Annotated in this window: 13 protein-coding genes; 2 read left to right on the forward strand and 11 right to left on the reverse strand. The window is 45.1% G+C overall.

The genetic code is table 11. The features are described from left to right. Positions 1–157: 157 nt before the first annotated feature. The 10 genes from MHO32_RS19430 to pstS form a co-directional block, all read right to left on the reverse strand. Positions 158–1,006, reverse strand: coding sequence for a mechanosensitive ion channel family protein (locus tag MHO32_RS19430; protein WP_005452782.1), 849 nt, complete (start codon positions 1,004–1,006; stop codon positions 158–160). A 102-nt stretch (positions 1,007–1,108) separates the two neighbouring features. Then, complete coding sequence (locus MHO32_RS19435; RefSeq protein WP_239213521.1) at positions 1,109–2,014, reverse strand: OmpA family protein; 906 nt, start codon at positions 2,012–2,014, stop codon at positions 1,109–1,111. A gap of 9 nt (positions 2,015–2,023) precedes the next feature. Then, complete coding sequence (locus MHO32_RS19440; RefSeq protein ID WP_239213523.1) at positions 2,024–5,539, reverse strand: hypothetical protein; 3,516 nt, start codon at positions 5,537–5,539, stop codon at positions 2,024–2,026. A gap of 68 nt (positions 5,540–5,607) precedes the next feature. Beyond that, a complete protein-coding gene (locus tag MHO32_RS19445) occupies positions 5,608–16,689 on the reverse strand; it encodes a DUF11 domain-containing protein (protein ID WP_239213525.1) in 11,082 nt (3,693 codons plus the stop codon). 371 nt (positions 16,690–17,060) lie between these two features. After that, the gene (locus MHO32_RS19450) at positions 17,061–17,552 is read right to left on the reverse strand and encodes a DM13 domain-containing protein (RefSeq protein ID WP_005452792.1); all 492 of its coding nucleotides are present in this window, start codon (positions 17,550–17,552) and stop codon (positions 17,061–17,063) included. 425 nt (positions 17,553–17,977) lie between these two features. Beyond that, positions 17,978–18,703, reverse strand: coding sequence for an SDR family NAD(P)-dependent oxidoreductase (locus MHO32_RS19455; RefSeq protein ID WP_017189572.1), 726 nt, complete (start codon positions 18,701–18,703; stop codon positions 17,978–17,980). Positions 18,704–18,842: 139 nt separating this feature from the next. Next, complete coding sequence (pstB, locus tag MHO32_RS19460) at positions 18,843–19,700, reverse strand: phosphate ABC transporter ATP-binding protein PstB (RefSeq protein WP_026000267.1); 858 nt, start codon at positions 19,698–19,700, stop codon at positions 18,843–18,845. Then, entirely contained in the window at positions 19,697–20,533 is an 837-nt protein-coding gene (gene pstA, locus MHO32_RS19465; RefSeq protein WP_005452801.1) for a phosphate ABC transporter permease PstA, read from the reverse strand. The genes pstB and pstA overlap by 4 nt, the downstream gene beginning before the upstream one ends. Beyond that, positions 20,530–21,459, reverse strand: coding sequence for a phosphate ABC transporter permease subunit PstC (pstC, locus tag MHO32_RS19470; protein WP_009697019.1), 930 nt, complete (start codon positions 21,457–21,459; stop codon positions 20,530–20,532). Before pstC ends, pstA begins: the two co-directional genes overlap by 4 nt. A 54-nt stretch (positions 21,460–21,513) precedes the next feature. Next, positions 21,514–22,548: a phosphate ABC transporter substrate-binding protein PstS gene (pstS, locus tag MHO32_RS19475; protein WP_029788215.1), complete on the reverse strand. Its 1,035-nt coding sequence runs from the start codon at positions 22,546–22,548 to the stop codon at positions 21,514–21,516. Between the two features lie 378 nt (positions 22,549–22,926). Between pstS and MHO32_RS19480 the strand changes: the two genes are divergently transcribed. Next, positions 22,927–24,321, forward strand: coding sequence for a sensor histidine kinase (locus MHO32_RS19480; RefSeq protein WP_009697017.1), 1,395 nt, complete (start codon positions 22,927–22,929; stop codon positions 24,319–24,321). Next, positions 24,318–24,947 carry a response regulator gene (locus tag MHO32_RS19485; RefSeq protein WP_005452815.1) on the forward strand — a complete coding sequence of 210 codons (630 nt, stop codon included), beginning with the start codon at positions 24,318–24,320 and terminating at the stop codon, positions 24,945–24,947. The genes MHO32_RS19480 and MHO32_RS19485 overlap by 4 nt, the downstream gene beginning before the upstream one ends. 117 nt (positions 24,948–25,064) lie before the next feature. Here MHO32_RS19485 and MHO32_RS19490 read toward each other — a convergent pair whose 3' ends face one another. Next, positions 25,065–25,622: a sugar O-acetyltransferase gene (locus MHO32_RS19490; protein WP_009697016.1), complete on the reverse strand. Its 558-nt coding sequence runs from the start codon at positions 25,620–25,622 to the stop codon at positions 25,065–25,067. Positions 25,623–25,718: the final 96 nt, after the last annotated feature.

Consider the following 25,718-nt stretch of genomic DNA (forward strand, 5'->3'; position numbering starts at 1 on the left):
GGAAGTTGTCTGAGGACAGATTGCGGGCGTAATTTAACGATTATATGCGCCTCGATCCATTAAGATATTTTGTCGTAACGACAAATGAGCAATAAAAATAACCCTCACCTTTGATTGGTGAGGGTTAACATTGAGGTGATGATTATTGAGCGAGAACTCAGTGTTCCGGATTCATCGGGAATCGTTGCTCATACAGCTCCATAAAGTCTTTGCGAATCAGGTGTTCTAAGTGGTTGGCTTTGTCCGTTGGACAGAAAATCATGATATGCACGATTTGCTCACCATTGATGTTGCTTGAGATATGGATATGCGGCTCTGCACCCGGAAGATCGACACCGGCGTGTTTTTCAATCATCGCGTTGTAGCGATGCGCGACATCAGCAAAGTAACTGCAATGTTCGTCAATCTTATCGGTCAGTAATGGCAAAATTGGGTATAGGTTGACGAAGTCTTTCACCACAACAGAAAAGTCATGGTAAACGTAACGCTTCATAAAGTTGAGGTTCTTCACTGGGTAGGTGAAAAACATGCTGTTAGGCAACGTCGCGGTTTTTCCTGTGAAGTGGTATTGCCCATGATGCAGGTCGATTTCTTGAATCACTGTCGCCATCATATTGTGCTCAATTACTTCGCCACATAGCTTACCGACTTCAATCCAGTCACCAATGCGAAATGAACGAGAACTGGCTCGTTGAATCGAACCAGTAAAACAAAGAATAATCTCTTTAGATGCGACAACAATCGCTACTGCAATCGCGGTAACGCTTAGGGCGAACTCGCTGATTTCTGATTGCCATAAGATGAACAACAGGATCAGCGTAAGCGCGAACGTACCGTTTTTGGTTCTCGACATCCAACTGCGTTGTTCTTCCGTAATGAAGGCATCGTCGCCACGAATTCGAGACAGAATCAAACGACGCAGAACAATGATGAACAGCAGGATTAATGCGGAAAATAAAATTTTGTGAGTGAGAAGAAAATCGACGACTAACTGCACTTTCTCCATTACCCGACTCCCTGTTTGGTTTGGATAGGTTGACCTTTGTATGCTAACTACCGCTATGAAAACAGGTAGGTAGCTAGCTTGCGAGAGGACAACCTTACCAAATTATTCCGTCGGTTGCCCCAGTTCGCTCTCTTTAAATACGATAAACGCACGGCGGTTTAAAGCATTGGCTTCTGGAGATTCTTCGTTGATCACAGGTTGAAGCTCACCAAAGGCTTTTACCTCCCACACAAACTGCGATGGATCGAGTTTCGTCTTGAGATACGCCACTACGGTTTGCGCTCTTCGCTCCGCCAGTTGTTCATTATAAGAGAGCGAGCCCACTTGGTCGGTATGACCAGCCACCATAATGCTACCTTCTAAACCTTGCAGTTTGGCGATGAAGTCATCTAATTGTGAAAGGTCTTCCGGTTTTAATTCCGACTTATCGAAATCAAAGTGTGGTGTCATCGCCATGTAGATCTTGCGTTCTGATTTTGGCGGCTCACAGAAAGGCATCTCTTCGTATTTCTTCGCCTCTTCAAACATAACGTAAGCACGACGGTTTTCGGCGCGAGCTTGATCCGATTTACCCAACGCTAGCGGCTGCGACTCACCAAAGTGCTTCACTTCCCAATCGTATTGCTCTGGGTTGAGTTGTTGCTGAAGATACGCCTCTACCGATTCAGCACGGCGCATAGACAGCTTCTCATTGTACTCATCAGAGCCTTTAAAGTCGGTATGACCAACAATCGTGATGCGCCCACTCAAGCCTTGAATATCATGGATGAACGCATCTAGACTTGCCGCATCGGCTTCACGAATGGTGGACTTATCGAAATCGAAATGTTCGGCAACCGCGATATGAATTTCGCGCTGCGGCGCCAAACATTCACTGATCAGAAATTTGGAGACATTCACGTCCGCAAACTTTTCTCGGTTCTCTTGGCTTACATACGCATCCGCCGAACAACCTGCCAATATTGCCCCTGCGATCATGCCACTTAACAAACGAATCGTCGTTTTCATATCGCCCTCTTATAACTTACCAACTAGGTTAATGAACACGCCTGATGCGTCGTAATCGTCATCATTCGCTAGGTTGCCATCAAAGCCCGAGAAGTTGTAACCCACGCCGACTTTGAAGTTATCACTCAAATGTTTGTTAACGGAAACCAATGCGCCCTGCTCTAGCTCATCGTAGGTGCTGTCCGTCTTCCAATGGTACTCGCCGGTAACATCCCAATCTTTCATGACACGATAAGATGCACTCAAGCCGTACAATGAAATTTTGCTATCGACAGGAATGTCTTCGCCTGACTGACGAGTGAAGATTTCATGTTTGTCTTTGAATGCGTATTTCGCGCCTAAATCCCAGTTTGCATCCAACGAATAGATACCTTCAATTTCGATGATATGGCTCTCTTCATCTTTGTAATCTACATCGCGGTTGAGCTGGTCGAAATCCACCAAGTAGGTGTAGCGAGATAACAAGTTCAAACGGTCGTTGTAGATTGGGCGATAAGCCAGTCCTGCCGTCGACTCAATAAAGCGAGCCAATACTTTATCGCTCGACTTACTCTCAGAGCGCGAGTAGTTGAACTTGCCAAATAAGGTGTACTCTTCCGTCAGGTGATGCGTGTAACGGTTAGTCGTCACCCATTGGTCGATACGTTTCTTATCTGGGTCTGCGGAATCATCGGTCTTGTCGACACGGTACTCCACTTTGTTCTTGAACAGCACGTCATCGATATCAATCGAAGTGCTAACACTCACCGCTTGGCGCTCAGTAGTGATCTTCTGTTCGTCTTCGATTTCGCCTTTTTGGTAGCCGATGCCCATGTCGATGTCGTCGTTCATGTCGTAACCAAAGCCAAACGAGTCAATACGACCTTTGCCGTTGTTTTCATCAACAAATTGGTTTTCTTGGTAGAAATCAACCGTAGAAGTTAGGTCTGCACGCTGACCAACAATCACATTGTTTTTGCCTTCGTATGTGTCATCTACATAGGTTAAATACGTACTGTAATCTTCGGTTACGTCATACGTCACACTCGCTTCTGCGGCATCGCCACGATCGCCAGTGGTGTATTCAGCACCTACCACAAAGTCTTCTAGAATCCGGGTTTCACCACCCAGAGTGACGCTGTCGTTCTCGTCGTATTCATCCGTTTGACCTACGGTTTTCTGACCTTTGATATAAACGTTGTTATCGCTATCCCAGATGTAGTCAGCACGCAGACCCGCTAAGGTGCCTTTGCCTTTTTCATCTTGGTTGTTTAGCTCTTCAACTTGTTTACCCGCCGCCGAGATCTTGATGTGTTTGGTGACCTTAACTTGAGTTTCCAATTCCGCTTGTTGGGTATCGGTGCGTAAATCACCGTCTGATTCACGTTCTTCAACCGAGGTAAAGCGCGTCTTTACTGCAAGTCGGTCAGTGGCTTGGAAACGAATTTCGGTACCGTATGACTCTTGCTCTAAGTCGTCATCTTGGCTGGCAAAACTGTAGCCTGCATCTTTGGATTTATACCAAGCTTTGACGTCGTTACCCACTGCAGAAAAGACGTTCGGAGCGAGATCGTATAGGTTCATCACCCCTTTCACTTGGTAGATATCACCTTCGCGATCTTCTGCGTTATTGCCAATTGGGGTGAAAGTTAAACCTCCGTCTAAAGAGACGTAGTTAGAATCAGTTTGTCGACCTTTACTGTGCCCGAATTCGGCTTTTAAATAGGTGCCTTCTGAAGCACGCAAGGTTAAGTCTGTGCCGTATGCTTCGTAGTCTTGATTGTCTTTTTCTTCGGTTTGGTAGTTTGCCCCGACGCCGATGTAATCGTTCACCCAACCTTTCACGCGACCACCAGCAGTCATAGAATCTATCGCATCAGTACCTTGAGGCACGTACTCATAATCCACCGCAAGATAGTTGTCGTAGCCAGAAGAAGGCTGGTCGTTGATAACCGAACCAAAGTTATCAGAAATGATGTTGTTTAGTGGTCTGGTTAGAATGATGCGACCTTGATACGGGTCGATTTCATAGTCTCGTCCCGATTGCAGTGGCATTTCCTGAACCGTAATGCTGCTATCAGGGTCAACAACTTTCACCATCACCTTGTCGCTGCCCGGAACCACTTCACCATGACGCAAGAAGTACAACGAACCACCAGTGCCTAAGAATTCATCGTGAGCAAATAGTGAGTCCGATTCAGCCGCAAAACCAACGATGTTCAGGCGATCTTCACCAAACTTGGTGGTTGAGCGAGTACGGTAATCACCTTTGAAACCATATAAGCTACGGTTGTAATCGTTGTTGTCTGTACCCGTAATTCCTGTGTTGTAGTTACCCCACAACACATTGGATTTATCGTATTCGACGTTGAGATAAACCTTACCTTTGGTGTTGACCACTTTGTAGATGTTCGAACTGTCACCGTAGTTGCCGTAATACATCTCATCGTCGTCTTCTAGAATGTCGAATACACTGGATGAATCAGAGGCAAACGGGTGTTTAAACATGTCTCGAACGTCACTCTCTTTGGTATCAAAGTGAGTAGTAATTCTGAGTTTGTCACCAAACTTACCCTGTCCAAAGTACGCTAAGCGTCCTTGGTTGTAGATGTCATCTTGGTATTGGTCGTCGACGCCCAATGCCGCTGAGTTACCGGTGACCTTGTTTTTACCAATGTAGAAGTCAGCAAGACCCGCTTGTACCCAATACTCATCTGGAATACGTACATAAAGCTGATAACGGCGCTCTTCACCATTGTCGAACACCACGCGAGTTGGGAATAAATAAGCGTCTGCTGGTAGGTATTGCTCTGCGTATAGCTCACCTTCTTCCACATCGAACTCGTCTTCGCCAATCACGACTTTGTCGACGCCTTTTAGTCCCGTACCCATGAATCTTGCCAGACCCGCAGAGGTTGGAATGTTGTGACGCATCAACTGAGCCTTACCTAGCTTGCGGCTTTGCTCTTCTTCGCCGTCATTCTTGTCAATATCAACTTCAGAATCAGGCTCAACAAGGTCAATCACACCAACTGTAGTCACGTCCATATTGCCGTCTTTATCGAAGGCTTTTAGGCGGAACAACAGCTGTGTGTTCGATTCAAATTGGTAGTCTTGCGTGGTAGCGCCGTCCCAAACAATGTTGAAGTCATTAGCAAATTGCTGTCCTTCTACCACGGCTAATGGGTTCACTAAACCGCGGTCTCCACCCCGAAACACCTCAAGTTGGTAATGATCGACGTAGTAGCTAAAGTTGGTCGTAATAGCGAAGCTCATCTCTTGTAATGGCTTGCCATCTTTCACTTCCACATCACTGCTGATGCTCAGGTCGAGCACTGGGTCAAAACGCATAATGTCGCGGCTTACCCAAATCGCACCTTGATCTAAGTAGATGCGCGAGTTATCTGTTTGTTCGTGAGCTTTAACTTCAATACCCAGAGAGTCACTGTCAAGTTTTTCCAATTGGCTGGTGTCTTTCGCGTAGGAAAGTATCGGCAAACCAGCCGCGATGCACATTGTCAGTTTTGATGGTCTCAATCTAATCATAATAATCCTGCTTAACCGTTTGAATTGTCGGCTGGGACGCACCCAGCCAGCGTCTGTTCTTCGAACGGTTAATCATCCCCACTGCTTTGAATACTGAAGTTAAATTTCGTCAGCTTGTTTGGTGTAATTCGGCGTACTTTCGGGTTCTCACTGATCACCTTCATGCCTGTTGGTAGCGAGTCTGTGTCAACTTTGACCAAGAACTGCTTACCTTTCTTATTCAACACCCACTGATCTGGAACGTGGTATCGACCATATTGGTCTGTCTCGATAATGATGCCTTCGACGGTCAGTAATCGAACGCCTGGAATGCCATCTTCGTATAGCCCTTTGTTCTCTACGATGATTTCCCATAAATACGCATCACCATCTCGGTAGAGGTTTCTCACTACATCAATGTTCTCTGCTGACAGACCTTTTTTCTTATCTCCTTTGTGCTTGGTAATCGCATTACCTTGCTTGTCGAACTCGATATGCGTGCCGTTATCCGTGGTCACCTTGAATGGGAAGCCTTGGCGAGTTCGAGTCTTGAATTGGAATGCAACTTTGTTGCTGTGCTCAAGCGTTCGATTGCGTGACAAGCCGTATAACTCATCCACTTCGTAGCCTTTGTCGATGCTCGACATCAGCACACCTTGACCTTGTTGCGTGACTTGAACGTCTTTAAGCTGCGTTTCAACACCATCTTGCGTAATGAAGGTTGAACCGGGAATGTAATCACCTGCGGTTAAATCGACATCGATATAAATATCATCCGCTGTCGCATCTGCTTGGAAGCCGTCACCATTGTGATCCTCAAACACCTTGCCGATGATCGAAGCGGTGTCGAATACCTTATCTGGCATCACTTCCACCGTTGCACTAGCTAGATTAGATTTCACCACATAGCTTGTGGTCGCACTCTGAGCAGAGAAGCTCTCTGCTGGTGGCGCTTCTGCCCATGCAGTGTTGGTATAGACACCAAAGGTGGCACCGACACTGACCCGCATTAGGTAACGAATACGAACAGAATCAGCCGTTTTAGAATCGCCTTTGCCGTAAATATTCATGTCACCAACGTCAAAGATCAGCTGATTGGTTTTGGTCGGGTCCACTGAAATTTGAATATCATCTGAAGTGTCAAATACACCATCAGGACCGCTATTCACCATCTCAGTAGAGTCTGGGATATAAGCAAAGCCACCTGGGTAACGGTCCACCAAACGCACACCCGTGAATGGGTTTTCTTTATCTTCGTTAGTGATGGTTACTTCGTACTCCACCACTTCACCTACACTCGCTTCTGACTTACTCGCAACCTTAGTTACGGTCAGCATGCCTTCGTTGTAAGCTTGTTTCTTCACTTTGATAGTGACATTGGCGGTCGCAACTTCGCCCGTCGGCGCGGTCGCAGTGAAAACGTTGGTGAAGTTGTCATCAATACCCTGATTGATCTCGCCTGCCACCACAATTTGATACTCGTTACCTTGGTAGGCTTTCATGGTGTGGTTTGAGTCAACGTTATTATCTGAGTCAACCGATACCACAGCACCAGATTTAAGCTCGGTGATGGTCGCCGTCCACGAGGTAAATAACGCATTTCCATTGCTGCCAATCAACTTATCGATTTCATCCAACAAGTTAACGTTGTCAGCATCAGCAGAACCACGGTTGGTTGCCGTCATGGTAAAGGTGATTTCATCGTCATCATTGGTGTATTCGGTTTTATCCGCAACCTTGGTGACGGCTAGGATGATCGGCTGTGGCTTAATCGTAACGAAATCGTCAGCGAGCACATCACTCTCTGTTTTATCGTACGCATACGCATGGTTGGTAATTTCCCCCATGGCATCCACATTCACGACACCTGTGATTTCGATTTCCAGTTTGTCGTTTGGAGCAAGCACTACACGACTATTGATATCCACGTTATCACCTTGGATTTTTGGCAACACGATGGTTCGATCATCACTGTATGAACTTGTCATTCTCCAACTGGTGAATGCAGCGGCTTCGGTGTCATGAATCGTATTCACCTTCAATTCAGAGAGCAGGTCTTTAAGTACAATCTCTTCGGTGAATGAGCCAGATTCGTTACTCAGTACGACATGGTAAGTTGCATTTTCGCCCGGACGGTAATATTCCTCGTCAACGGTTTTCTCAAGCTTGACGGACTCTGGCATCGATAGCAGCGTTGCACTCGCTTCTTGAGTATCACCGCGGAATGTGGCACTTGCGGTGTTTTCAATCTCACCCGTCGCATATTGATTAACAAGCCCTGTGACCACAAACTCAACTTCATCATTCGCAGCAATCGTCAGCATTGAGTCAATGTCTGCGTTCACTCCCGGAATGTTAGTGATGTCTGTTTCTGGATTGCTCTTATTCACATCAATACGCCAAGAGTCGAAGGCTTTAACGGTGGTGCCATCAAGGCGCACTACGTCAAGATCGCTGATGGCATCTTTCACCTCAACGTCTGTTGCTGGCACCGTACCTTCGTTCTTCACTTTGACACGGAAAGTCGCTTCTTTACCCGGAATGTAGTACTCACTGTCGGTGGTCTTCTCGATAGAAATACCCTGAGACTGCGGTTGAATCGTCGCGCTCGATTGCTGCGTGGTGCCATTCAAATCCGCAGTGGCAATGTTGGTAATGTCACTTGCTGCCAACGGATTCGTTTTCGCGGTAATCGTGAATTCAACGATGTCATGTGGCGCGATATCAATAACCGAACGAATGTCTCGATCATCTACTGGCATTGGCGTAATCGTCGTACGAGTGTCTTTGCTAGTGGTTTTAATTGTCCAACTGATAAACGCGCGATCACTGACACCATTCACGTTAGTCGTTCTGATACCCGACAGAATGTCATCGAGTTTGATGTCGTTATCAAAGCCATCGGTACCGTTGTATACGCGAACGTGGAATACCGCGTCCTCACCCGGAATGTAGATAGGTGATTCCACCGTTTTCTCTATCCATACTTCCTCAGGTAAGGTTTCCAAAGTTGCCGTAGCATCAATCGTTGCACCGCCAAACTCTGCTGTGGCAGTGTTTACAACGTTTGCGACCGCACTGACATTGACCGTACCCGTAATGGCAAACTCCACCGTATCACCTGGCGCAATATCAATATTGGTAGAGATATCATCATTTGGTCCTGGGACCTTCTCGATATTGGTGCGAGGGTCGCCCTTCGTAGTCACGATTGTCCAGTCTTTGAATGCTGGTGCCATAGCGCCGCCCGATGTCTCCACTTCCAGAGCAGAAATGAAGTCTTCCACTTTGACATCTGACGCAAAGCCTGAACCGTTGTTGGTCACTTTGACGCGGAAAGTAGAGAACTCACCCGGCTGGTAGTAACGCTCATCAGTGGTTTTCTCCAGAACGATGTCACCCGGGCGAGGTTTCAGCGTCGCAGTCGCAGTAACGTCTTTGCTGTTATGGTTCAAGGTCGCTTGGTTAACGATATCTCCTGTAGCCTCAGCATTGACGAGACCAATCACGTACAGTGTGATGGTGTCATTTGGCGCAAGGTCGATGTTGTAGTCAATGTCCTTGTCCACGACCAGAGAGTTTGCATCCACCGTTGTTAATGAACTGCCCGAGACGTATTGCACTGCCCATTGCAAGAAGGCTTGATTGGTCGAGCCATCTACCGTCGTTACTGTCAATGCGCCAATCTCATCTTTCAGGTTGATGTCATTGGCGTAGCTATTATCTTGGTTAACGATCTTCAAGATGTAGCCAGCTGCTTGGTTCGGACTATAGAACTCAACCATCGGTTCTTTTGTGAAGGTTAAATCTGGGATTTTTGCTGTACTGGTCGCTTCAGCAGTCTTGGTCGTGCCGTTATAAGTCACTTCGACCTTGTTAGTGACATCCCCGACAACTTCCGGATCTAGCTCCCCTTCTACGGTCAGAGTCACAACGTCATTTGGACCAATATCCAAACTACCGTCCAAGAACTCCCCTGTCGCTGATGGGAACTTTGTATCACCAGTTTGCGAAGCTGCATTAAAGAAGATAGTGCCAGACTCAAACGCTTTCACCGTTGCACCAGTAATGTTGGTAGAGGTGATGTCGTTTACAAGGTCTTTAACTTGAACGTCATTCGCCCAGTTCGCGGTCGTGTTTTCAATTTTGATTGTATAAGTCAGTGTATCGCCAGATTCATACTGGTTCTTATCAACCGTTTTATCGACAGAAAGATCTGCCGTCGCAGCAACATAAGTTGCTTCAGCTGTTTGGGAGCCGCTTGAATCACTCACTTCCACCAGGTTAGTAATGTCGCCAACAAGGTCCGCTTTTACGACACCTTCAACATGCAATTGAACCGTATGGTCAGGGTGAATGTTGTAACGAACTTGATAGCCTTCGCCTTTATCACCTGTAATCTCCGAGCCAGCAATCTGTTGCGTCAGATTTGGGGTAGTGCCCACAACATTGATTGAGGTAGCAGACCAAGCATCAAACGCGCGCACTGGTAATGTAGAGCCCGCTTTATCGGCACGAATATTTTTCCAAAGATCAGCGATCAGGACATCCGTTGCGTAACCATCACCGGTATTTTTGACTTCGATGTCATAACCAATGGTGTCACCAGGGTGGTAGATAGCTGGCGTAGTCGACGTGACTTTCGTTACTGTCAAGCTGCCCGGTTCTGGGACAATCACCTTCTCTTTTAGGTTATAAGTGAAAAAGGTCGAGCCCGAGTTCAACTTACCTTGTAGTTGGTTGGTAAACTCACCAACTGCGTCATCACGAACATGCCCTACAACCTCAATTAAAATCTCAGTGTAAGTATCGTCAGCCGCTTTACCGCCCATTTGTACTGTGACATCAATGTCGCTATTCGCGGCAATGCTATTGAGGTTAGTAATATCCGTATATGACGGGTTGCCATCAGAAATCACACGAGCGCTGACTGTCCAATCTTTTAATGCTACCTGCTCTGAACCGTCAGCCACTTTTACCTTATAACTGCTAATAGCATCTCGAATATCAATCTTCTCGTTATTCGATGTTTGGTTTCGAATACGCATTTGATAACGAACTTCTGAACCAGGCGTGTAGGTCGGTGTATCTGTAGATTTTTGCGCGATTAGGCTCGACGTGCCTGGGTCAAGAACAACGGGATTACTATCATCACCATTCACCTTGGCGATGTTAGTTATAGTACCTGTTGCGTCTGCAGCTACCGTACCATCAACCTCGAATACCACGGTATCTCCCGGCATCAAATCAAATGCCGCATTAAGTGGCACTGTACCTTGATAATCACCAGTGATAGAGAATCTATCCGCATCTGGAGCACTGATAATGGCAACACTGTAATCTTGGAATGCTGGCTTGCCATCGGATGTGTTAATTGTGTTCAGTTCATCCACGATTGTGGCATCGTTAGCAATACTCTCACCGGTATTAGTAACACTGACTTGGTATTGCACTTGACCATTCGGGTTGTAATGACACCCAGAGCCCGAGGTCGATGGGAAGGTACAAGTGCTGCTGTCAGCCGTCGTACTCAGTACCGACTTTTCAAAGCTCAATACAGGAACCACTGGTGGAATCACATCTGTGGTATCACTTTGATTGCCTGCTCGCCCGGTGTTGCCATCAATGTCTCCTAACGCGTCAGGGCGAACTTTTCCTTTCACCGTAAACTCTATGACTTCTTCGGGAGCGATATCAACTAACAGGTCCAAGTTATCGGATGCATCATAAGTTTCAATGTAGGTATCCTGCGTTCCCGAGGTACCTGTAGAGGTAAAGATATGAGAGATTGATGTCTCTGAGAATGCCGACTTCGTGGTTCCACCTACGACTTCAACACGAACGCCAGACACGATGTCTTGGATTACCGTCTGGTCACGCCAAACAGGCTCTGTATTAGTAACAGTAAACTTGTAAATCACCTCATCGTTAGGCTTGTAAGTATCGCCCGATGTGTAAGATTTACCTGCAATAGACACAATTTCTTTGCTCACGGCAAGGTTGCTGCCTTCCGGAGTAACCGTCGCTGCACTGAAGTTAGAGCCATTGTATTTCGGCTTCACTACGATTTGGTCAAGTGCGTCTTGACGAATTTGCGACTCCATAACAAAGTCAATCCAACCACCTGGAGCAATAGACAGCTTAGCAATATCAATATCGACATCAGCACCGCCTACATACCCATCGATCAGCGTCGTTGCTTCTCCAGAAGTCGTTGCCTTCACAGTCCAACCATATTGATCGAATGCTGGTAGCGTCTGTGAGTCTGCTTCACCATCCGCATTCTGTGCAGTACGAACTTTGACTTTCGAGAAAAACTCTTCGAGAGATTTGTTGTACTCCAGGCCTTTACCCTTGTTCTCGATACGCAAGTGGTAAACGATCTTCTCGCTACTCGTTGTGTGATTGTAAGTGGTTTTATGCGTAGCAAACGTTGTATCCGTATACGCTTTATGCGTTTTAGAGATATTTGCTGGCAGCATGTTCACTGGCTCTGATGGCAAGTTATGGCTGTTATCAACGACGGCTACGTTGAGAATTTGCCCTACGGCTTGCTCACTAATCTTCGCCTTAATGGTGTACTTAACAAACGTACCGCCGGTTACAAACTCATTTGCCGCGAGGTTGAAGTTAGTATTGATGTCCGTGTTGTTACTGACTTTACCCGCATCACTGATCGTACTCGCGTCCACACTCGGAGTAATCGTCCATGAGTCAAACGCACGACCTTTCACACCGCCAAAGTAATCCGTTTGAATTTTGCTGATTTCATCTTTGATTGGCATCTGATTGATGTGAACGTTGTTTAAGTTCTTCAATAAGATTTCGTATTCGATGTAACCACCAGGCGTGTATCCACCTGTCAATTCGGTGGTGCCATCTTGGTCATAGAGTTTTACGACGTGTTTAGAGAAATCGTATTTCTCGGCAGATGCCTTAGTCTCTGCACTCACGGTATCGCCGTCGACGGTCAATAGGTTTAGGATCTTACCCACCGCATTTTTATTGACGGTTGCAGTAACTACATATTCAATCTTTGTACCCGTCGGGATGGAGGCATGGGTATTGATGTCTTTGTTATCCGCAATACTGCTATCTAAATCGAGGATCGCTTTATCACTGCCACTCACAATACGTGGCGCTACCGTCCAACCAGAATCAAAGGCTTTTTCATTTTTACCATCAACGAGATCAACCGTGATACCCGACAATTCATCAATCACTGGGATGTTGTAGGCGTTACCTTTACCATCGTTTTCAATGGTTAATCGGTAAACCAATGGCTTCCCTGGCTCATAACTGGATTGATCGACCGTTTTACTAAATGAAAGATGGTAGCCATTTGGAACAACTGTGATACCACCGATAGTAATCGTGCCTACGGCGTCCTCACGAACAACACCTTCCACTTCAAAAGTCACCGAATCACCACCAGCCACATCAATCGTTGTATCGATGTTCTGGTTATCTGCAACGGTGCCATCCAAAGTACCATCGGTGGTTCCTCTACCACCTTTGCTATCTTGCTTACTTACATCAACGGTATAGCCAGACGCATATGGCGTATCTTTGCTACCATCAAGTAGCTGAGTCTTAACACTATCAATATCTTCTTGAACTGGATGATCATTCACATAGCCCGTTTGAGAAGAAACGGTCACTTGATAGGTTAAAGTATCACCCGGCGAGTAGAAGTTTGATTCTTTACCGTTAACCAGCAGCTTTCTGACCACGTCACCGCCATTGTAAGCGCGCTCCATTTCGTGGTGAGAAACGTGTGAATCTTCGTCGTTGCCGACATAACGATACACGTAGGCATCATTTTCGATCTTGTTGTTGAGAGTGGTTCCATCCAGTGAGCCAACAACGTTATCTTTGACGCGTGCTTTGATCTGAAAAGTTCGAATCTCTCCAGGGTCTAGGCTCATTGTCGCGCCTTTACCACCCGGTGGGTAGATAAAATCATCGTTAGTGGCAGGCTCGAAATCTGAACCAGTCTTAAACTGCCAGTATTCAAACGGGTTTTGGTCAGGAAAATCTTGGAACTGATTGTCTTTGTCGTTCGCTAGAACTGACTTGATATCATTCAGATAGTCATAGACTTTGAGTCCATGTTCTGTAGTTGAACCATTGTTTTTGACACGGATTTCATAAGTCACGTCTTCACCAGGAATAAAGCGAACTTTATCGGCTGTTTTAAGAATCGAAACGTTTAATGAATCCCCAGATACATGACCGATTTCAGCAGAAGAAGACTGATTCAAATTGGTCGAAGGATCGTAGGTTTCAGCCGTGTTAGAGATTTCACTCTCCTTGTAGTCGTTCTTAACGACACCAGTTACAACGAATGTTACAGAGCCATCAACTCCACTTACATTGGGGTCAATATCGACTCGGGCATCAAGATTTTCATCCGTTTGGTAACCACTTGGGTCCCCTGCATAGCTGCCTGTTTTATAAGGCGAATTGTTTGAGTCAGTTTCAGAGGTGTAACTCCAGGTAGAAAAGGCATTAAGAGCTTTGATATCATCAAATACACGAACTTCGTCTGCATAACCAAGCCCTCTGTTTCTTACCGTTATTTTGAAAGATACCTCTTTTCCTGGAATAAAATCATCATCTGGAGTTGTCTTCACAACAATGATTTTTGGATCATGTGGATACACGGTAACCGTATCAACCACGGAAGATTGAATGCCTGAATCTGGCGTTTTGACATCCGCAGTGTTGTTAAAGCGAGTAAAGAGGATTTCATCAGGCGTATCACGATCTATTTGAGCCACAATGGTGTATAGCACTTCCACGTTCGGTGGAATCTGCACTTTGGTATTTAAGTCAGTGTTGTCAGCGAACGTACCAACATCGGTATATGTAGCGTTTCCATCTAGGCGAGGGTCATCCGAAATAATCTCTGCACTAATTTGCCAAGACTTAAACACTGGTTTCGTCATGCCATCTGGCTCAAGGACGCCAGCTTTAATCGTCGACAATAGATCTTTTACTTCAACGTCAGTCGCGTAGCCATTCTCTTTCGCGTTCTTTAGACTGATTTGGTACGTCACTTCGTTGTCTAATTTTGAGTAAGCCGTCTGCTCACCATGGAAGCTTGAATCTGTGTTTGTTTTTACTCGCTTGTTTAACTGAATCACAAAGTCACGCGGGTCAGAGCCACGGTCGGCATAAACCGAGCCATCCACAGTCACTTGGTTAGAGATATGTCCATTTGCGAGCGGATTGGTTTCAGCAACAATGGTGTATTCGATGTAAGAGTGAGGCTGAAGCGTCGCAATCACATTTAGGTTATCCGGGAACTTCACCTCACCAGCAATGCCGGTGTCACTTGCGGTTGCAGTACTTCCGTCGTCTTTGAAAGCCTGTGCGGTAATGGTCCAGCCCGTATACGCGGCGATCTCACCACCATGAATATCTTGAGTTTTGACTGACTTAAGGTCATCCAAAACCTGAACTTGGTTAGCGAAACCATCACCATCATTGGTTACTATGATGGTGTAAGTCAGAGCCTGACCGGAAGAGTAGAAACGACTGTCGACATCTTTGCTCGCACGTAAATTATCGTCCGGCGTTTGTACACCAGATCCTTCTTCCGTCACGTTATCATTGGCACAGCTTGCACTGTCATCCAAAATAAGACCGGTACTCGTATCACTCGTTTTTGCCGTTAGCTTGTATTTGATCGTTTTGCCCGGCGCGATATCCGGTGTTAGTGAAAGCGGGCTTGACGTCCAAGTACCATAACTAAACGAACCAGGGTCCGAACCAATGGAATCCTCACCTGAAATAACATCCACTTTCCACTTTTCAAAAGCTTGACCATCGCCCGCGCCGCCTGCTTGTTCAGTCACCACACAAGTCAGGTTTTCTTGGACCAAAAGGTTATTGGCAAAATACTTGGAAGAGCCATTGGTAACCGTGATTTCGTATTCAATCTCACCACCTGGCACATACTCTGACGCCGAGGTCGTTTTGGTAATTGAAATGTCGGAATCCGCAACACTCAGTACTTTCTCTGCATTTACCGTGTCTGAAATACTTGAACTCTTAACTAAGGTGTCAGCTTGATCCGTCACTGACGCAGTGAAACCTTGCAGAGCGCCAATGGTAACAGGGGTTAACGTTGCTTTAACTTGGTAGGTAATCGACTCTCCTGGATAAATCGAAACGATATCATTGAAGTCAACGTTCGTTTGCGTACTGCCCGCATAAGATGAATCTGACTTTCCACCAATGTTTGATACCGTGATGTCCCAACTATCAAAAGGATTTCCGTCCACATCCGTATTGTTGTAGGAAGAAGTACGATCATTAGCTAGACCATTTGGGCTAACCAAATCTTTAATATTCTGTTTTACATGATAATTGTGAGCAATCGCTCCGCCGTTGTTGGTGACCTTGATTTGAAAATCAACTTCACCGTTAATTAGGTAAGGAGATGTCGACTGTAAAGTATGTGCCAGAGCGATATCTGGATCTGCCGGAGGCGTTGTAAGTTCACTACTGTTAACAGTGCCAGCACGAGTCGTTGATGTCGCTTTGGTGACAATGTCGCCAACAAGGTCATCAACAACGGTCGCTTTGATGGTGTAGGTGACGTGACCACCAACAGAGAGCTCAGCGTCTTTAACCGACAAATCACCAGAAGTAGCAAAAGTACCCGTTTTGCTGCCGGACGAGACTTTAGCACTGATATGAACATCACTGAAAGCTGCACCTGTTGAGCCATCTTGTTTTTGAGCCGTCAGCGTCTCGAACGCTTGCTCGATATCTAAGCCTTTAACGGTAACAGAGCCTCTGTTGGTCGCAATCAGCTTATAAGTTAGCTTACTCCCCACTTGGTATTGAGCCGGCTGAACGGAAGCTTCTAACGTGTAGTCGTAATCCGCAGGAGTAAACGTAATCGTTGATGTATTGGTAAACGTCGTTTCTGTGCCGGAAACGGTACCTTTTACCTCGGTGTTGCCTAAGACAATATCCTCAGCGGTGTCATCCGCAACGGTCGCTTCAATTTGGTAAGTAACCCGTCCAAAAGGGAGTAGGCTAGCCCCATTCACATCGAGGTTACTGTTACTTGCGGTGTAAGTGCCTGGGCTCGAACCTAATGTATGAGAATCAGAGATTGTTAAGCGGCTAAATGCTTTATTCGAACCAGACATGACTTCCCATATCTTATTCGTTACAGCAACATTACTAATAGTATTCGCTGTTGTATTTTTCACATCAATGGAATAACTGATTACTTCCCCATTTTCATAAGCAGTTCCTGATGTGGGACTAAACGATATTTCAATTTCCCCCGCGGCCATCGCTTTGGCGGAAACTAAAAACATCAAAAAGAATAAAGCGAGATAACGTTGAATCACTGGCACAATACTTTTCCGACTCATACAAAATATTAATCATTTATTGATTTATGACAGGACAGCGCCCCGTCAAAATACAGGCGTCGAGATACTGGCGACAGAAACGCTCCTTTTGTCACGTTTCTGTCAGTTATTATTCGACATGAGTTAAAATTGTTTGGGTATTAGCTCTGATTCATTTTTGCGACAGATTTGAGCTGTGCAGACGTAATAAATTCACCAAAGGTTTCACACCAAACAATGACTGACGTGTAGTTATCTAAGGGCAGATCTTGAGGAAGAGTGACCATAAAACGGTCAAATGTTTTCACCTCTCCCACCTTCACCATTTGTGACTTCAAGCGATTAAAATCCGCCTCGGTTTCAACAAACGTTGGTGAGAGATACAGCTTATAATCCGGTCCGGGAGCCAATTCTCCTTGAAAAGCAATCGTATCTTCAGTGACCCATAGATCCCCTTCTCCCCAATGAAGAAAGTCACTATCTGTTCGATTTCGCTCGAACATGCCACGGTAGAGAACACCTTCCGAAGAGTTAGACACAACCGAAACATCTGGTGAATCAGGTTGGATAAGAATAGGCAGTGCATAAATACCCGCAGCAAAACCCGCCACAGCAAACAAGATGTGGCTCACAAGCAATAAAATCCATTTCATCGTTATACCTAGCTTTAACTAACAAGACGTCAATATCAAAGTTAGTTCATAAATCCATTTAAAACAGAGCATTACTACAAACTCAGAAATTTCCTATATAGTTTTAAGGGCAATATCACAATTTCGGTGATAATTTCCCCAACCCATCGCCTTTTTAAAAAGTATGTCACTGTTTTTTAATATATGAGTCCTAACCCGAAGCATGAAAAATAGATATCGTCGCCACTGGTTTTAGAGTGTATCGAAGCAGAGGAATTATCATTCGGCATCTTTTGCGCAAAGAGTTTTTTAAATGCCTATTTCAAACGGTGAAAATGAATGTACCCAAAAAACAGGGAGGAGAATAAAGAGGAAAGTAAACGACTACCGATAAAATAATAAGAAGTACTCTACTGAAGAGCACTTCTGTACCCAAGAAAGTAAGCTTAATCAATCAAACTGTCTTGATAGATCATTTTCTTGCTCATTCCACCATCGACAACCAAGTTGTGTCCATTAATAAAGTCATTCTCTGGATGAGTTAAGAACAAACACGCATTTACAATATCTTTTGCCTTACCTACTCGACCCGATGGATGCTGCTGATGGTCAAAGCTATCTAAATCTTCATACCCTTCAACTTGTATCCAACCAGGGCTTACAGCATTAACGGTAATGGGAGTATCAGACAGAGAAATCGCCATGGATTGAGTCATCGAAACTAAGCCTCCTTTAGATGCACCATATGCATCCCAACCAGCTTCATTTTGATTCCAACGTGTCGAGGCAATGTTGACAATTCTTCCAAAAGATTGAGCACGGTTTAATGCAATAAATCGACGTGAACACGCAAACGCCCCTTTGAGATTGACATCAATGACTCGAGAGAATTCTTCAAAAGTCAGTTGTTCAACTGGTTTGTTAAAGTTAGCGATTGCACCGTTGTTGATCAGAATATCAACCTTACCGTGTGCACGTTGGATCTCATCAAAAGCGAGCTCAATCTGCGTAGGCTGCCCTAGATCGACGTGATAAAACTCGACGCTCGGATTTTGGTTTACGGCAATATCAAACACAATGACCTTCGCTTGTTGGTCTAAATAAGCCTGCGCGAGATACTTACCAATACCTTGGCTGCCGCCTGTAATAACCACCACTTTGTTTTTGTACATACTGCGTTCTTAATTGTTTGAGATGACATTGTTTGAGATGACCTTAATTCTAGAGTGTCAGGGCATAAAAAAATAGGCACGATCCTCGCGAAACCGTGCCTAAAACGAGCTGACTAATCAGCGCTATTGTTGTTATTCGTTATCCAAAGTCCCCTGAGATATAACGTTTAGTACGGTCGTTGTCTGGGTGATGGAAAATGTTTTCAGTCTTACCAAATTCTTCGAGCTTTCCTAGATACATAAAACCCGTGTAATCGGAGATGCGCATTGCTTGCTGCATGTTGTGCGTTACGATAACGATGGTGTACTTCTCACGCAGCTCTGTTATCAGAGTTTCAATGGCGGCGGTGGCAATAGGATCCAGCGCGGAAGTCGGCTCATCCATTAAAATAACCTCTGGCTCTAGCGCAATCGTTCGAGCAATACATAAGCGCTGCTGCTGACCACCTGATAAACCATTCGCATCTGCATCTAGCTTATCTTTCACCTCTTCCCACAAGTGCGCACGCTTTAGTGCAGACTCGACACGCTCTCTAACTTCGGCTTTGCTAAATGCACCTTGTATCTTCAATCCAAATGCCATGTTTTCGTATATCGACATGGGAAATGGCGTTGGTTTTTGGAAAACCATGCCCACTTTGGAACGCAGTTCATTGACGTCCGTATTGCTAAAGATGCTCTCACCATCAAGTAAGATTTCGCCTTCAGCGTACTGATGCCCATACAAGTCATATATACGATTTAACGTACGAAGCAGTGTAGACTTACCGCAGCCCGATGGACCAATCAGTGCCGTCACTCGGTTTTTATAGATTGGCATTGATACGGATTTCAACGCTGCATCAGAGCCTTTGTTGTAGTAAAAATTTAAGTTTTGAATGTCCATACGATGAGTCAAACTTGCTGAGACATCGTTGGCGCTAACACTGTGTACCAAAGTATTCATAGTGGATTCATTCATGCTTGCTCTGACTGGATTTAATGTTGCCGTGTTCATGCTCTTCTCGCTTTTAATAATTGCGGCAACGACGTCGCCAGTACGTTAACAATCAAAATAAAACTCGTGATAATCAATGCGCCAGCCCATGCCAGCTCTTGCCATGAGCTGTAAGGGCTCATAGCAAATTGGTATATCGTCACTGGTAAGTTTGCCATCGGTTTGCTCATGTCGGTCGTCATAAAGCTACTGTTTAACGCAGTAAACAAAAGCGGTGCCGTCTCCCCAGAAATACGAGCGATGGATAAAAGAATGGCAGTGATAATCCCCGGAGCTGCGGCGCGGTAACTAAGTTGGGTGATCACTCGCCATTTAGGCGCCCCTACACCGCTTCCCGCTTCTTTCAACGTTGGCGGGACCAAACGTAGCATCTCTTCCGTTGAAGCAACGATCACTGGTAGTGCGAGAACGGCTAATGCGATGGCACCTGCCCATCCAGAATAACCGCCTGTCGGTACCACAATCATGGCGTAGACAAACAACCCGACCAAGATAGAGGGAGCACTCATTAACATACCGTTAAGAAAGCGCAGCGATTCGGCCACTGTGTTTTCTTTATCAGCTTCTGCCAACCACGTGCCCGCAAGAACCCCAATCGGTGCAGCAATCAGAATGCCCAAGCCAGTCAGCATTAAGCTCCCCACAATGGCATTTTTTAAGCCACCTTCACTGCCCGGACCAGGCGTTAACTCGGTGAAGATAGCGAAGCTCAAGCCCTTTATTCCTTCACCAATCAAGGTGTATAAGATGCTCGCGAGAACGAAGACACCGAACGCTGCCGACAAAGTGCAAAATGTTAGAAAGCTAAAGTTCTTTAATTTTCTGCTATTCATGATGACTTCCTTAACAAACGACGAGCAAAACCCATCACAAAGAAAGTGATAAGAAACAACACCACTCCCAGACCAATTAACGATGCGATATGGATTGGATCTGTTGCCTCGTTAAATTGCTGAGCAATCGTCGAAGAAATGGAGCTTGCTGGCATAAAGAATGAAAATTCAATACGGCTCGCACCACCAATAACAAAGGCGACAGCCATGGTTTCACCGAGAGCGCGACCGAGACCTAAAATGCCAGCACTCACTGTTGCATTCTTAACTTTAGGGATAAGCACCTTGGTGATGACTTCAAATGGTGTCGCTCCCGTTCCATATGCTGCTTCACGGAGGACATCCGGAATGGATTTCAATGCGTCACGCGTTAAAGAAGTCATGATAGGCAGAATCATAAATGACAAGATGATCCCCGCCGCCAATAAGCCTATCCCAATCGGCGGACCATTAAACCAACCACCTACCAAAGGGATATCGACCAAATGCACACCGGCCCACATTTGGAAACCTTCAGAAAACCAAGGAACGAAGACAAACAGTCCCCACATGCCGTAGATGATACTTGGTACAGCAGCAAGCAGTTCAATGGCTTTACTTACTGGTTGACTCAACCATTTAGGAGCTAACTCAGCAAGGAATACAGCCGTACCTAACGCAATCGGTGCAGCAATAACAATAGCGATGAAAGAAGTAACCAGCGTGCCATAAATTGCTGAGGCAGCGCCAAATTGACCGTTAATGGGATCCCAAATATCTCTAAAAATGAAGCCTGGACCAAATTCCTTAAAGGCTGGCCAACCACCTTCAATAAGAGATAATAAAATACCAATTAAAGTTACAAAAATTAATAAAGCACTAGCAAAACTCAGCTTATTAAAAACCGAATCGCCGTTCACTTTACTTTTAATAGCTAAAGTAGTCATAATATTTTATATAGTAGCCTGATAAATATATTACTTATCAGGCTACTTGATTAATTATTGAATAATCGTGTGACCGTTAGATTTCAAACCCTCTTTCCAAGTCTCATTAACCATGTTAACGACTTTATTTGGCATTGGGATGTAATCCAACTCTTCTGCAAGTTGACCTTGTTTATAGCTCCATTCAAAGAATTTCACGATTTCTTTCGCTTTGTTCGCATCCGCCTGCTCTTTATGCATAAGAATAAACGTCGCTGCTGTCATTGGCCATGAGTTTGCACCCGGTTGGTCGTTTAACAATAAGTGGTAACCCGGAGCATTATCCCAATCAGCATTGGCAGCTGCAGATTGGAAAGTGTCCATGCCTGGGTTTAGAAACTTGCCATCTTTAGATTGCATTTGTGTATAGGCGAGATCATTTTGCTTAGCAAACGCATACTCTACATACCCAATGGCTCCTCGGGTACGGTTAACAAAGTTTGCTACACCGGCATTGCCGTTCCCGCCAATGGTTGTTGCTTTTTTCGGCCATGTAATGTCTTTGCCAACACCAATAGACTTATGCCATTCGGGGCTTACACGGTCGAGGTAGTCCGTAAAATTGTAGGTGGTGCCAGAACCATCTGAACGGTGGACAACATAGATAGGTTGATTAGGTAGGTCGACATCTTTATTGAGTGCGACAATCGCAGGATCATTCCAGTTTTTGATGTTACCAAGGAAAATATCTGCGAGAACTTTACCTGTTAGTTTCACCTCTCCAGCATCAATACCAGGAATGTTCACCACAGGAACAATTGCCCCCATCACCATTGGAAACTGAATCATGCCCTCTTTGTTCAGCTCCTCGATAGTCAGTGGCGCGTCAGTCGCACCAAAGTCCACTGTGTTTGCTGTAATCTGGCGAATACCACCACCAGAACCAATAGCTTGGTAGTTAATCTGAACACCCGTTTCCTTCTGGTATTGCTCAGCCCATTTCGCATAAATTGGATGAGGGAATGTCGCACCAGCGCCGTTGATCGTTGTTTTAGCAGCAACGCCAAATGATGCTGCAACCAGAACTGAAGACACTAGAGCTGATTTCATAAATTTCACAATATATCTCCGATATAATTTAGTGAGAAATTTGGGCTAATTAAAAACCAATGTTTAATTAGCCCTGTTAGTTTTAGTGTTCAAGTAAAACTAGGTATTGAAATAAATAAACAGTCAATCGGTACTAATCAATCGACGCGTTGAGATTAAAAATTTAATATGACAGTTTTATTAAAGAAATAAGTTAAACAGCTCAGTGTGAATAACAATTATCTCCCGCAAATAATTTATGATAATAAAAATTCACAAACATCATATGAAATCTATATAGATAGGGACGTTTCTAAGGAAATATGTATGCAATGCAAAATAATAAGATTGCAAATTTTAAATATTGATGAAGGGTAAGGAGTCCTTTAGACTCAAATGATGGATATGTTACTCATCTTCAAAATTTACCTCTTCTATGGCTTAGCTTTCTTCGCCATCTTTTTTGCGATTCTGTTTCGAGATCTACGCAAAAGTCGCATTGCTATTGCTTCTGCTCTGCCCATTCTGGCTTTATTTGGTTTCATCCACGGCTTCCATGAATGGTCCGAACTTTACTTGGTGATGTATGAACACGAATTTACCCTGACTAAAGGCATAGAGACTTTCAAAGTATTTAAGCTCTTGTTCTCATTCATTGCTCTCGGGGCTTTCGCTTGGAAGATGCTAGATCTGACCAGTTGGAAGAAGGTCAAGTACATCAAATACGCCGCGATTGCGGTTCTGACTCTATTTATCGTTAGCTTGGTTTACCGCTTCGGCAACAAAGAATACGCCATTTATGTCCATAACACCGCTAACCAAGTACGCTGGATTTTTGGTTTAGGCTCTGGAGTCATCTCTGGTCTAGCCATGATGAGCTACGCCAATATTCTTGAAAAAGAAGGTCATGGCGCTTCACTGCCTTTTAAGCTGACGGGGCTTTCTCTCGTTGCTTATGGCATTGCCGCAGGCGCGCTGACGGTCGATTTAGGACTTTGGGTGCTGATCGTTAGAATGGTGTGTGCGCTCTCTATCTTGTGCACTCTTTGGATTGCCCTCAGAGTATTTGACGATGAAAAGAACAAGCAGCTTGAAAGTCATATCCAACTCTCTCAACAAGACGCTAAATTAAAAGAACTTGGTGAACTGACCTCAGCGGTTGCACATGAGATTAAAACACCACTCTCCAGCGCAACCATGAGCTGCGATTTATTGGAAAAGCAGCTGCCGGATAACGAAGCAACTCATCGACAACTGGCTCGAATTCGGCAGGGTCTTGAGCGCGCCGCAGAGATCAGCCACGAAGTACTTAACTACGCTCACCATAAGCCAATACGACGTGAGGTGGTTTCGCTCAAAGAGGTTGTGGAACATGCTTTGTCTCTCAATCAATACCGCCTAGAAGGCTTTATTGTCAGTACATCACTAGACGATAAATTGAGTGTGCGAGGCGATGCGGGCCAGTTAGAAGAAGTGGTAACAAACCTCATCGGCAACGCTATCGATGCAAGCCAAGAACATAAACAGATTTATATCGAAACTTATCAAGACAAACTCGTAGCAACACTCTCAATTTCGGATTGGGGAACAGGGATGCCACAAGACAAAATCGCCAAAGCAAAGACGCCGTTCTACACCACAAAACCTCGGGGAGAAGGTACGGGAATGGGACTGGCTATCAGTAATCAAATTATCTTACAACACGGTGGCGAGCTAAACTTGAGGAACTCGAAGAAGAGTGATCAGGTAACAGGCTTAACAGTTGAAATCCGCTTACCAAGGAACATTGAATGACATTAAAACTCTTACTTGCAGAAGACGATGTAGAATTGAGAGAGGTCCTCGTTGAGGCATTAACCTTGGAATCGTTTGAAGTCATCGCATGTGATAATGCAGAGGATGCGTTAGATATTGCTAGCGAGCAACATTTTGACTTAGCGCTATTCGACGTGGTGATGACTGGGATGACAGGTATTGAAGCTCTCTCCACTTTAAGACGTCAACATCCCAACATTGGTATTATCATCACAACGGCATTTGCTACTGTTGACGTTGCTGTCGACGCTATGAAAAAAGGGGCAGATGAGTTTCTCACTAAGCCTTTTAACCTCGCTGCACTATCGGTCACCTTAAAGCGCGTCCATGCTGAACGCTCACCAAAATCCCCTCTTGATGAAAGAAAGCATGACCAAATCTTTAGTGCGTTATCCAACCCAATTCGCCGCTCGGTAATCAAGCAACTTAAAATCCATCGTAAAATGAAGTTTATGGATCTATGTCGAGTGGTGGGTATTGAGGATCACACCAAGTTTAATTTCCACTTAAAACAGTTGGTCAATAGTGGTTTGGTGATCAAGGAAGACGGTCGTATTTATTCACTGACCGAACAAGGTCAACAAGTACATTCCAGTATGCTTTAGACCTCGATTGTCTATTTGAACACAGAATGAGAACCCCAAAAAAGCCGACTCTGAGTCGGCTTTTTGTTTATTTGTACTTTTTGTCTATTTGCGCTTTTTAGTTTATTTACTTCGCCTTTACTGCTCAATAGAACGAATTACTTTGCATGGGTTACCAGCGGCTACAACATTCGCTGGGACATCCTTCGTCACGACACTACCCGCCCCAATAACAGAATTCTCACCGATAGTGACACCAGGGCAAACAATCACACCGCCCCCCAGCCATACATTGTCACCAATCGTAATTGGCGTGCCAAATTCAACGCCTTCTTCCACGCGTCCTCTGACATCGAGAGGGTGACCCGCAGTGTAAATTTGCACGTTAGGAGCAAACAAAACATTGTCCCCAATGTGGACTTCCGCGACATCTAACACCACGCAATTGAAGTTGGCATAGAAGTTTTTACCCACTTTAATGTTTGAGCCGTAGTCGCACCGAAATGGCGGTTCAAGGTACGCCCCTTCAGAATCAGGGATCAACTCATCAATCGCACTTCGCCATTCATCCGTATCAGGAATGCTGTTGTTAATCTTTTGCAGAACTTTTCGACATTCAATTCGCGCTTGGTAGAGCTCTTGGTCCCAAGCATCGTATGGCTCGCCTGCCAGCATTTTTTCTTTTTCTGTTCTCATCGTTCATCTCACCTAAATAAAAGCGCATCAAAGCACATCACAACGTCGCAAAATGTGACTGGCGTAGTGGATTATTTATTTGTGTAAACACTGTGA

Source organism: Vibrio sp. MMH1-50, assembly GCF_022347645.1.
In the GTDB taxonomy this organism is placed as follows: domain Bacteria; phylum Pseudomonadota; class Gammaproteobacteria; order Enterobacterales; family Vibrionaceae; genus Vibrio; species Vibrio harveyi.

Bases quoted from the DNA above. Each gene is read 5' to 3' on its own strand.
- MHO32_RS19480 (WP_009697017.1), top strand. From the start codon at position 22,927: ATGGATATGTTACTCATCTTCAAAATTTACCTCTTCTATGGCTTAGCT.
- pstB (WP_026000267.1), bottom strand. From the start codon at position 19,700: ATGAACACGGCAACATTAAATCCAGTCAGAGCAAGCATGAATGAATCC.
- MHO32_RS19485 (WP_005452815.1), top strand. From the start codon at position 24,318: ATGACATTAAAACTCTTACTTGCAGAAGACGATGTAGAATTGAGAGAG.
- pstA (WP_005452801.1), bottom strand. From the start codon at position 20,533: ATGAATAGCAGAAAATTAAAGAACTTTAGCTTTCTAACATTTTGCACT.
- MHO32_RS19445 (WP_239213525.1), bottom strand. From the start codon at position 16,689: ATGTCTGGTTCGAATAAAGCATTTAGCCGCTTAACAATCTCTGATTCT.
- MHO32_RS19435 (WP_239213521.1), bottom strand. From the start codon at position 2,014: ATGAAAACGACGATTCGTTTGTTAAGTGGCATGATCGCAGGGGCAATA.
- MHO32_RS19490 (WP_009697016.1), bottom strand. From the start codon at position 25,622: ATGAGAACAGAAAAAGAAAAAATGCTGGCAGGCGAGCCATACGATGCT.
- pstS (WP_029788215.1), bottom strand. From the start codon at position 22,548: ATGAAATCAGCTCTAGTGTCTTCAGTTCTGGTTGCAGCATCATTTGGC.
- pstC (WP_009697019.1), bottom strand. From the start codon at position 21,459: ATGACTACTTTAGCTATTAAAAGTAAAGTGAACGGCGATTCGGTTTTT.
- MHO32_RS19440 (WP_239213523.1), bottom strand. From the start codon at position 5,539: ATGATTAGATTGAGACCATCAAAACTGACAATGTGCATCGCGGCTGGT.
- MHO32_RS19455 (WP_017189572.1), bottom strand. From the start codon at position 18,703: ATGTACAAAAACAAAGTGGTGGTTATTACAGGCGGCAGCCAAGGTATT.
- MHO32_RS19450 (WP_005452792.1), bottom strand. From the start codon at position 17,552: ATGAAATGGATTTTATTGCTTGTGAGCCACATCTTGTTTGCTGTGGCG.
- MHO32_RS19430 (WP_005452782.1), bottom strand. From the start codon at position 1,006: ATGGAGAAAGTGCAGTTAGTCGTCGATTTTCTTCTCACTCACAAAATT.